Origin of the sequence: Rhodococcus sp. NPDC127527 (genome assembly GCF_042672245.1) — a bacterium.
Lineage (GTDB): Bacteria > Actinomycetota > Actinomycetes > Mycobacteriales > Mycobacteriaceae > Rhodococcus_G.
Map to the genome: position 1 here is coordinate 98,603 of NZ_JBHXVP010000001.1, position 10,947 is coordinate 109,549.

A 10,947-nucleotide genomic window follows, 5' to 3' on the forward strand; every position below is an offset into this window, starting at 1 on the left:
TGCACTTCGACAACTGGTGCCGCTGTCGCCGGCAACCCGCTCTACGCCGTTTCTGGAGGCACTACGAACAGCAAAATTCGTTAGCCTTGCAATCCACTCCGGCCCACCCGGAAATAGCGTTAAACACCAAGCGGCCCAGTCAAATCAAGAATGATCGGGGTAGCGAGGCCGAAGGAAACGTCAGACATTCGAACAGATATATTCCCCCGATGTTGAAAGTGCGCCTCGGCATCCGGACCCGGATCCTGGCCATCGCATTGGTTCCAAGCCTGGCACTGCTCGGAGTCGGTGTAGGCACAGCGGGATACCTGATACGTGAGGGCCGACAGTCCGAACAATGGGCGGCAGCGAACGGAGATGCCGTGAGCCACGCTCGCGACGTGGTTGCCGGGGTGGAACAGGAACGGATGCTGTCGCTGTGGCATCTGTCCGGTGAACAGAGCGATCCGGCCGCGCTCGCCGCAGCACGGAACAAGCTCGACACCGCGTTCGCAGAGCTGGCCCCCTACTCATCAAGGCTGCAGAGCGTGTCGCAGGGCACCATGGGTGCCGACACGGGTGGATTCGACACCTTGATTGCTCGCCTGCCACAGATTCGCGGCCTGATCGATGCAGGAAGAATGCCGATCGAGGACACATACGCCCTCTACAACACCATTCTCGATGCGGTCGCGCTCGGCACCAACCTCATCACCTCCAACGCGCCCAGTGCCGGGGTCGGCGTCGCACTCATCAACGGCGTGCGCATCCTGCACGCGATGGAGGGAATGTCACGTTCCGCCGCGCTCACCGCTGCCGAGCTGCAAGGACAGCTCACCAGCGGTCCACTGCGCAATGACTATCGGAATCTGGTCGGGTCCTACCGGAGCGCACTTCCGCAGCTCGCCGCCGACCTGGGTGCCGATCCAGCAGCCGAGAAGATCCGGGCGGCACTGGCCTCTCCCAACTGGCAGCAGGTGGCCGCGATGGAGAACTACCTCATCAATCCGCCCAAGCCGGACAAAACCGGTGAGGTCCCGCCACCGCCCATGACCTTCGACGAGTGGAACACCGCGCAGGAACAGCTGTCTGAAGGCGTGATCGGCGCATGGAAGGGCCTGAACGACCATGCGAACCAGATCGCTGCCGACGAGGGCAAGCGCACCGCGACGAACTCACTGTGGGCGGGCGCCGCTGTGCTCGCGCTTGCGCTCGTGGCGTTCCTGCTGTCGCTATGGCTGGCCAACCGACTGATCGGGCGGCTCAAGCGCCTACGCAAGGAAACACTGGACCTGGCAGAGGTCGAACTGCCCGAAACCATGCGCAAGCTTGGTGCGGGCGAGCAGATCGATCCCAAGGCTGCGCACCTGGACTTCGGTGACGACGAAATCGGCTCGGTGGCAAAGGCCTTCAACCGAGCACACACAGCGGCCGTGTCCGCCGCGGTCGCCGAGGCCCGTACACGCGAGGGCGTGCGCGCGGTGTTCCTCAACATCGCCCACCGAAGCCAGATGGTGGTGCACCGGCAACTCGAGGTCCTGGACGAGGCGGAACAAAGCCAAGAGGATCCCGCCATGCTGGAGACATTCTTCCGTCTCGACCACCTGGCGACTCGCGAACGCCGCAACGCCGAGAACCTCATCATCCTCGGCGGCGGCGAGCCCGGCCGCCAGTGGCGGAGTCCGGTGCCACTGGTCGATCTGGTGCGCAGCGCGATCGGCGAGAGCCTCGACTACACCCGGGTACACACCCGCCGCATGCCTCAGGTGTTCATCCTCGGCAACGTGGTCGCCGACCTCATCCACCTGCTCGCGGAACTGGTCGACAACGCGACGGCATTCTCCCCTCCGCAGTCGCGCGTCGAAGTGAGCGGCAACGTGGTCGGCAAGGGGATCGCGATCGAGATCACCGATCAGGGCATGGGAATGTCCGTCGAAGAACTCGAGCGCGTCAACGAGATGCTGCGCAATCCACCGGATTTCGGAGTCGAATCGCTCTCGGCGACTTCGCGCCTCGGCTTGTTCATCGTTTCGCAGCTGGGCGAACGGCACGGAATCAGTGTGCAGCTGACCGAATCCGAGTACGGCGGCATTCGCGCCATCGTGCTGGTGCCGAACTCGGTGGTCGCGGCCGATGCGACGCCTACGGCCGGCCATCTGCCAGATCGGTTCGTCGAACGTCGGACCGAGAGGCAAATGGCCAGCGCGATGCCGGAACCCGGCTCCAGCGAATCCGTTTCGGCTGCAGTGGGGGTCGCAACACTGGCACCCCCGACTCCCACGCCTCCCACCGAACAGCCAGTGCAGTCGCCGGCCCCGTCGCAGGCATGGGCGAACGTCGAGCACCTCGATAGCGCGCCACACACCGATTACACGGAACGTTCTGCGGAAACCTCGTGGCACGAGGTACCCACCCCCGCCATCGAACCGGAGTCGCTCACCCCACAACCGTTGCCCGACAATGGCGGTGACGCTCGACCACACCTGCCTCGGCGTCGCCGGCAGGCCAGTCTGGCACCGGAACTGGACCACGATGATCAACTCGAGGTGGACGCGCAGCAGCCGCAACGATCGGCCGAGCAAGCGCGAGATCTGATGTCCGCCATCGCGTACGGTACCCAGCAGGCTCGGCATTCGGAACCCCCGCCCGGGTATGCAACCAGGGATGAAATGGAAGGTGAGGGAAGGTGAAGGTGACGACTTCTAACTCAGGCGATCTGAACTGGCTTCTCGACGATCTGGTCAATCGTCTTGCTGGGGTGCGCTACGCAGTCGTGCTTTCGACCGATGGGCTGCTGCTGGGCCGATCCACCTCCATGAGCCGTGAGGACGCCGAGCACTTCGGTGCGATGTCGGCCACTCTGTACGGGCTCGCACGCAGCGCGGGACGTCGCTTTCAAGGCGGCGCCGTGCGCCAGGCCGTCATCGAACTCGAGAATGCGGTGCTTTTCGTGACGGCGGCCGGAAGCAACGCATGTATCGCCCTGCAAGCCGTCGACACCGCGAATCTGGGTATGGTCGCGTACGAAATGAACTTGACGGTGCAGCGTGTCGGTAGCTACCTGTCCACCGATCCTCGTGTCGGTGTGGCCGAGCATGGAGCGTAGATTGCCGTGACACGTATAGGCCAACCGTGGTTCGACAATGCGGCGGGTCCCCTGGTCCGCCCGTACGCCGTCACGCGGGGCCGCACGATGGGCGCGGGACACGATCTCGACATGCTCACGCTCGTAGTGACCGTGTCCCCCTCTCCGCGGCTGCAGCACATCGAAACGGAGTACGCGGAGATCGTTCAGTTGTGCCGTACTGCGCAGTCGGTGGCCGAGGTCTCGGCGCACCTGAATCTGCCTCTGGCAGTTACCAAAATCCTGGTCGGTGATCTCATCGCCGAGGGAATGCTGAACTTCCGGGCTCCCGCCAGCAGCGACTCCTACAACGACATTGCCGGAATCGGCGACCTGAACATCCTGCAAGCAGTACTCGACGGAATCCGAAAGCTGTAGACCCCTATGCATGACAATGCGTCCTCAGCCGACCTGGCTGCTTCGGTCAAAATCCTCGTAGCCGGCGGCTTCGGAGTCGGCAAGACCACGATGGTGTCCTCCATCAGCGAGATCACGCCACTGCGTACCGAGGAAACGATTACCGAATTGTCTACCGGCGTAGACGATTTGTCGGGCGTGGAGAGTAAGACCACGACCACCGTGGCCCTGGACTTCGGTCGTATCACCCTCGATGACAGCCTGGTTCTGTACCTGTTCGGCACGCCTGGACAGGACCGGTTTTGGTTCCTTTGGGACGAACTGGTGCGCGGGGCCCTCGGCGCCGTCGTTCTCGCAGACACCCGTCGGCTGGAGAACTCGTTCGCCGCCATCGACTTCTTCGAACGGCGCGGTGTCTCGTTCACGGTCGCGGTGAACTGCTTTGACAGCGCCGAGGCCTACACAACTGACGAGGTTCGCGAGGCACTCGACCTCGACACCGAAACCCCCGTCATGCTTTGCGACGCTCGTGATCGCGAGTCGTGCAAGTCTGTACTGATAACGCTCGTCGAACATCTCATCTCCCAGACCAGCAACTCAGCGGCCTGAGCAACGCAACGTTCGTCGTCGTGGCACCTCAGCGCGTCCACCGATCCACCAGCTGCGGCCCCCTGGTGGTTCGCGACGCAAGTCTCGAGATCGCGCTGGAGAGCCGCGCGGCAACATGCTGCGCGGCTCTCTGACGCGTATTGAACAGCGCCTGCGGCTGAGAGTTTCCGCTCCGGCGGGGAGCCATGATGCTTGTGCTCATGCACCACCCCGGTTCGCGGCCCGTGCTGCGAGCGCGGTGTTGATTGGCCGTTCGGCGCCCTTGTCGCGCGGTCCCAGCCCTCGAGGAGCGGTTCTGCGGGCGAGGTCGAGCGTCAGCTCACCGCTGACGTTGGTGAGAACGGCGGCGCTTGCACCCGCAGCCCGACGGGCTCGAGTTCGTCGAAGCGGCGCCGACTGCGGCCGTTCCTCACCGCCGCAGGAGGGGAGTTCCGGTCCCGGCGCCGTTCTAGCGGAGTCCGCGGCGTGCAGCCTCCAGGACGGCGCCCCGGCGGGAGTGCACACCGAGCTTCCGGTACAGGCTGTTGAGTTGGGATTTGACGGTGTTCGGGGAGACGAACAGGGATTCGGCGATCTGCGCGACGCTGCCGCCGCTGGCGAGGCCGTCGAGCACGGCGGCCTCGCGCTCGGTCAGGGTTGCCGGCGGTGCGGGACGCGGGTACGGTCCGTCGCCCCACTCGGCGAGTTTGTCCGCGAAAGGAATCGCGGCTCCGCCCGCGGTCAGCGCCTCGCGGATCGCGGGCGGCACGGTCAACAGTGGCCGCACCAGCCCGCTGGCCAGAGACATCGCCGTCGCTCGATTCCATGCGATTCGGGCGTCCTGGTCGCTACCCTGCTCGTGCGCGAGCGTGGCTGTGATCAACTGCGCCTCGAGGCGGACCCGGGTCTCGCTGACACGGCGGCCGGTCAGAGGCGCGCAGAACGCGGTCGCGGCCGAATGGTCGCCGGTACACATGGCGGCCCTCGCCGCGGCCAGCCGCATCATCGGGTGCATCGGTCCGTCTGCCAGTCGGGCGTGATCCAGCACCCGCGCCGCCTGACCCGCCGCGGTGTGTAGGTCCATTGAAGCCGCGGTCAACAGTGGGCCCGCAGCGGCGGTCGGCCCGAGCCGGCGCCGGAGCCGGTGGCGGCTCTTGTCCACCCGGTCGAGGCCGACCTCGGAACGGCCCTGGATCAGGTCGAGTTGACTGCGCACGTACACGACGAACGCCCGGAGCTCGTCGAGCTCGCCGTCGAGTTCGTCCAGTTCATCCAGTGTGGCTTCGGCGGCGGGGACATCCAGTCGATCGAGTTGTTCCAGTGCCCGCGCAACGATCGCCGGACGTTCGACCAACACTCGGATCCATCCGGCCCGCTCGCCGAACCTCGCCTCCTGCCGGAGCCAGTGCGCGGCCCGCTCGGGCTCGCCCCGTACCGCGTGGTGCAGCGCCAGATGACCGGCGGCTTGACGGGCCGCGAAGTTGCCGGGATCGTCGATGCCGCAGTCGACGGCTTGGGTGAGCAGTTCGACCGTCCGCCTGTCCCTGACTCGAAGCTGGCTGGCCAGCCCGAGGTGCATCCAGACCGAGGAGAGCCAGCGCCGGTCCAGGCCACCGGATTCGCCCACCCGGTTCGCGAGTGCCACCAGTGCGTCGCGGTCACGCACGGCCTCGTCGTAGTCACCGTTCCAGCGTTGAACGCACAGGCGCAGTGTGCCGGTCAGGAGCGCCAGTTCGGCCGAGGCGCGATCAGCGGTCTCGGTAATGGAGATGTCCGGCAGCGGCCCGCGCACGTGGCCCGGAGTTCCCGCCGTCAGGCCGACCCCGGCGACGAGCAGGCGCGCGTACCGGACGGCCGGGTTCGCCTGTGCCTCCGATTCCGGCAGTGCGTGCAACGCGCGGACCAGGACTCCCAGTCCGGTGGTGACGATGGTGGGCCACTCGGTTGTGAGGACGGCGATCAGCAGATCCCAGTCCCGGCCGTCGGTCGCGTGACGGAGTGCCTCGACAGGCTCGCCGCGGTCGGCGAACCAGCGTGCGAGGGTCGCCGAGGCCAAGCGAGAGGGAGCCACAGCGTCCCGCTCCACAATCCGCAGTACGGATCTGCGGAGCGCTGTGGGCCACGTCCAGTATGGGTCCGGTGCCGCTGGCATGCGTCGCAACAGGCCGGCGCGTTCGAGGCCGCCGAGGGTACTTGCGACGTCGTCGACCCCCAACAGTTCCAGCGCATCGGGGGACGGCCGCCGCAGCACCGCGATCGTGCGAGCCATGTCGCCGACGCGCGGATCCTCCAGCAGCATGTCCTCGACATACCTGTCGATTTGCACCCGTACTGCCAGGTAGGCGCGTTCCCTCTCGAAGTCCAGGTCGCTGCCGAAGACTCGGACCACGCCCTCGGCGATCGCAACCAGCGCCGGGTGGCCTCCGGTGGTCCGCCACAGGTCTCGGGCCGTCCGCTCCGGGGACGACACGGCGTGGCGTGCGAGCAGGTCGGCGACCTCCGCCTCGGTGAACTCCAGTTCCCCCGCGGGGACAATCGTCAGGTTCGGGTCGGGTAAGCGTACGGACTCCAGCAGGGTGCTCTCGCGAATCGCCACCACGACGCGCAACCCGCGATGCGCCGCGCGGATCGTTTGCAGCCGTTCCCAGGTGGTCGCGTCGCACAGCCGATCCGGGCGGTCGAGGACGAGCACGCCGGTGTCCACGTTCACCCTCTCCGTGAGATCCGACCAGTACTGTTCCGCGGCCGTGCCGGGATCGGGAACCTCGACTCGGATCACGGTGCAGTCCGGTCGCGCCGCCAGCCACGTCTCCACGAGTGTCGTCTTCCCGTACCCACGGGGCCCCCACAGCACGGTCTGCGGTGCCTCGTCGAGCCTGGGGAGCAGCCGGGGTCGTCCCCACGGCAAACTGGCCGACACCATCCTCACTCCCCTCTGGACCCCAAGATGTCCGAATCTGCCTGCAGATATCCTGTACCAAGCGGTCTCCGCCGACCCTGAGAACGGTCACCCGACCGGCTCGACACGGATCAATCAAGTCTGGCGGGACGGCGGCCGACTACGCATCGAACACCCTGACGGGCGCCCGATCTTCATCACCGATGGCGTCCGGGCGTGGCAAATTCACCGCTGCCGATGCGCAACGTCCGCGTACCGACGATCTGGCCCGTGTCCGCTTTCTGGGTCTCAACCAGAAGTATCGGGTGCGGCGGCGAAACACCGACGAGCGGGCCGGCGAGGAGCTAACGCATCCTCATGGCTCTGTTGCAGAGGCACAGGTCACGGGACGGCGTTGCTGAACGGTTGCCTTGCGGTTAGGCACTCGATGCCACACTCGATCCACGTAGGCCAAATAGGCTGGAGCGACGCAAGTTTGGGACATACAGGCCTGGAATTCCTCATCTATCCGCGGAACCTACAGTCGAGGCAGCAGCTGTAGGTTACGGATCTAGATGTCATTTTCCGGGCCGTCGTCAGGTGGCGCGAATGACACCGCTCCTGCACGACCGTGTCCTCGGCGATCACGACGCGCATCGGTGTGTGACGAGTTTACGAATACGGCAATCGCCGAGAACAGCAATGCGCCCGACGCCGACGCCTCCTAGATGCGGAGATGATGAGTCGAATTCCCACTTGAATCGGCGCATTCCCCGCTTGACCTTCACGTAACGGCAACTTTTACGGTCGAAGACGAGGCCGGACGGACCAGCCTCACGGAAGATGGGAAGCACCATGAGCTGGTCGATCGCGGATGTGGCGAGGATGTCGGGCGTCACCGCCCGCACTTTGCGGCACTACGACGACATCGGACTGCTCGAGCCCGCCTACGTGGGCACCAATGGCTACCGCTACTACGAGGATGCGCAACTGCTGCGCTTGCAGCAGGTCCTCGTCCTGCGCGAACTCGGCCTGGGCCTCGCCGAGATCGCCGAGGCGGTCGACTCCGAGCCGGACACGCTCGCCGCCCTCAAACGCCAGCACATCCGCCTCCTCGGAGAGCGCAACCGCCTGACGCGGATGGCCGACACCGTGGCGCACACCATCGCCGAACTCGAAGGGAAGACGGAAATGACAGTCAAGATTAACCGCCCGGAGAACCTGTTCGAGGGCTTCGACCACACGCAGTACGACGACGAGGCCCGTGAGCGCTGGCCGGAGGCGTTCGAGCAGTCTCGACGCAACACTGCCGAGATGACCGCCGAGGACGTCGACGGCATGCAGCGTGAGCTGACCGCGGCGATGATCCGTATGGCCGAGTTCATGGCCGCCGGAACCCCGGTCGGCGACGGGGCAGTTCAGGCCGAGATCCACACGCAATACCAGGGCATCTGCCGCTTCTGGACCCCGAACCGGGACGCGTACAAATGCCTGGGGCAGATGTACGTGGACGACGAGCGGTTCAAGGCGAACTACGAGAAGATCGCCGAGGGCCTGGCCGAGTTCCAGCGCGACGCGATGGTCGTCTACGCGGACGAGCGGCTCGGCGAATAGTTCTCAGCCCCGGAACCCCGGGCTATCCCGGAGAATGCAGCGTCCCTCCGTGTCCAGTGCGGAGGGACACTGCCATTGTCTCGGCAATCAGGCCGGAACCGATGGCGGGGGCCGTCGGCAGGCATTTGCCATGGAAGATCTTGAAAACCGCAGGCCGATAGGACAAGTCGATCCGGAACCCACACTCTCATCGGTGCAACTGAGCTGGTTGCTTGCTCGACGAGGTGATCAGTGCAGGCGGGAGGACGAGATCCGATCGCCATCTGCTGCCCCGCATGGTGACGCCGCCGTAACCACTAGCTGCCCTTCACCTCGGTGACCCCTGGTTCGTGACCGTCGCGTCGCAGATCGCGTCGCAACAGCCAGCTTGTTCCCGGGTCGATCCCAGAGTCACCCGATCTTTTTCTACGATTAGCAATTCGCTAACCGCGAGCCATGTCCACGAACCGCGACAGGTGAAGCTGGTGTGCCACAGTGATTGTCGCGGTCGGACCGCCGCGGTGCTTGCCAAGGATGATGTCGGCCTCGCCGCCGCGCGGGTCATCCCGCTCGAACGCGTCGGGCCGGTGCAGCAGCATGACCATGTCGGCGTCCTGCTCGAGCGAACCGGACTCGCGGAGGTCGGAAACCATGGGGCGCTTGTCCGTTCGCTGTTCCGGACCACGGTTGAGCTGACAGATCGCCACCACCGGGACCTCGAGCTCCTTGGCCAGCAGCTTGAGGCTTCGGGAGAACTCGGAGACCTCCTGCTGACGCGACTCGACCTTCTTGCCGGAGGTCATCAGCTGCAGGTAGTCGAGCACGATCAGCTTGATGTCGTGCTTCTGCTTGAGCCGGCGCGCCTTCGCGCGGATCTCCATCATCGTCAGGTTGGGGGAGTCGTCGATGAACAGCGGCGCCTCACTGATCTCGCTCATCCGCCGCGCCAGCTTGGTCCAGTCGTCGTCGTTCATCTTGCCGGACTTCATGTCGGCGAGTTTGATCTTCGCCTCCGCCGACAGCAGACGCATGACGATCTCGGTCTTTCCCATTTCCAAGGAAAAGATGACGCTGGCCATGCCGTGCTTGATGGAACAGGAACGCAAAAAATCCATTCCAATTGTCGATTTGCCCACGCCAGGCCGGGCCGCCACGATGATCATCTGCCCGGGGTGCAGCCCGTTGGTCACCTCGTCCAGCTCGGTGAACCCGGTGGGCACGCCCAGGGAGAGGCCGCCGCGGCTGGCGATGGAGTCGATCTCGTCCATCGTGGGCTGCAGCAGCTCCTCGAGCGGGACGAAGTCGTCGTTGGTGCGGCGCTCGGTGACGTCGTACACCTCGGCCTGCGCGCGGTCGACCACCTCGGCCACGTCCTGGCCCTCGGAGCCGGCATAGCCGTACTGCACGATCCGGGTGCCGGCCTCGACCAGGCGGCGCAGGATCGACTTCTCCGCGACGATCTCGGCGTAGTAGCCGGCGTTGGCGGCGGTCGGCACGGTCTGCGTGAGGGTCACCAGGTACGGCGCGCCGCCCACGCGGCGCAGCTCACCGCGCCGCTCGAGCTCCGCGGCCACCGTCACCGGGTCGGCGGGCTCGCCGCGGGCGTACAGGTCCAGGATCGCGTCGTAGACGTTCTGGTGGGCGGGCCGGTAGAAGTCGCCGGGGCGCAGCCGCTCGAGCACGTCCGCGATCGCGTCCTTGCTCAGCAGCATGCCGCCGAGCACCGACTGCTCGGCGGCCATGTCCTGCGGGGGCTGGCGCCCGAAGTCCTCCCGGGGGGCCTCGTCCGGCTCCGGGTAGTCCGAGTGCCCACGATCGTCGACAACCGCCACGCGATAACCGTCCTTTCGGCCAAGTCCCGGGCGCACCGACCGGAAATCCGGCCCGCGCGCCCAAGTACGCAATAGATACGCGCCCACTCCGACAACCTCGCGTCGGGACCCGATCGAGGCTCCCGCGCGGCCGCCGGTGGGCGCGCCCGCGACGACGTTATGCACAGCGGCCGCCCGGGACAACACGGCTTGTGTACACAGTTGTGGATGAATTGTGGAATCCCCAGTAGGCGGTTGTTCACCACCTGGGGACAAGCTGAGGATAACCAGGATCACATCTGCACAATCCGCAGGTAGAACGCCCTTTTTCTGTTCACACACCTGTGGATGAAAAGTCTTTCGGCGTGTCCCCACTGCGGCCCTGCCGGGCGTGTTGCGCATTTCACGTTTCGCCGCAATGTGAAATGGCACACAGTGACGATAGACACGATATGGACGCTCGTTTAGTTCTCGGTCACAACGCGCAGGTCACACCCGGGGAGCGGATCCGCACCCCTCCCCGAACGCAGTCGGGGGCCCCCGCCGCGCGCGGGGGGGGCGGCCGGGGCCCAGGGGGGGGGGGATTCGCGCGGCCACGGTGACGGGGAGCAATTGGA

At 65.7% G+C, this 10,947-nt stretch carries 7 protein-coding genes; 5 read left to right on the forward strand and 2 right to left on the reverse strand.

The window, feature by feature from the left end:
• Positions 1–209 precede the first annotated feature (209 nt).
• The 4 genes from ACFVH2_RS00480 to ACFVH2_RS00495 are packed head-to-tail and all read left to right on the forward strand — an operon-like array spanning position 210 to position 4,069.
• On the forward strand, positions 210–2,669 hold the full coding sequence (locus ACFVH2_RS00480) for a nitrate- and nitrite sensing domain-containing protein (RefSeq protein ID WP_378425892.1): 2,460 nt from the start codon (positions 210–212) through the stop codon (positions 2,667–2,669).
• A 2-nt stretch (positions 2,670–2,671) separates the two neighbouring features.
• Positions 2,672–3,085 carry a roadblock/LC7 domain-containing protein gene (locus tag ACFVH2_RS00485; protein ID WP_378425958.1) on the forward strand — a complete coding sequence of 138 codons (414 nt, stop codon included), beginning with the start codon at positions 2,672–2,674 and terminating at the stop codon, positions 3,083–3,085.
• 6 nt (positions 3,086–3,091) lie between these two features.
• Positions 3,092–3,481 carry a DUF742 domain-containing protein gene (locus ACFVH2_RS00490; RefSeq protein WP_378425894.1) on the forward strand — a complete coding sequence of 130 codons (390 nt, stop codon included), beginning with the start codon at positions 3,092–3,094 and terminating at the stop codon, positions 3,479–3,481.
• 6 nt (positions 3,482–3,487) lie between these two features.
• On the forward strand, positions 3,488–4,069 hold the full coding sequence (locus ACFVH2_RS00495) for an ATP/GTP-binding protein (RefSeq protein ID WP_378425895.1): 582 nt from the start codon (positions 3,488–3,490) through the stop codon (positions 4,067–4,069).
• A 448-nt stretch (positions 4,070–4,517) separates the two neighbouring features.
• Here ACFVH2_RS00495 and ACFVH2_RS00500 read toward each other — a convergent pair whose 3' ends face one another.
• Complete coding sequence (locus ACFVH2_RS00500; protein ID WP_378425896.1) at positions 4,518–6,971, reverse strand: LuxR C-terminal-related transcriptional regulator; 2,454 nt, start codon at positions 6,969–6,971, stop codon at positions 4,518–4,520.
• Between the two features lie 798 nt (positions 6,972–7,769).
• Between ACFVH2_RS00500 and ACFVH2_RS00505 the strand changes: the two genes are divergently transcribed.
• Positions 7,770–8,540, forward strand: a complete 771-nt coding sequence (locus ACFVH2_RS00505) for a MerR family transcriptional regulator (protein WP_378425898.1) — start codon at positions 7,770–7,772, stop codon at positions 8,538–8,540.
• A gap of 422 nt (positions 8,541–8,962) precedes the next feature.
• On the opposite strand, the gene dnaB is transcribed toward ACFVH2_RS00505, so the two are convergent.
• Positions 8,963–10,351: a replicative DNA helicase gene (dnaB, locus tag ACFVH2_RS00510; protein WP_378425900.1), complete on the reverse strand. Its 1,389-nt coding sequence runs from the start codon at positions 10,349–10,351 to the stop codon at positions 8,963–8,965.
• Between the last annotated feature and the right edge of the window lie 596 nt (positions 10,352–10,947).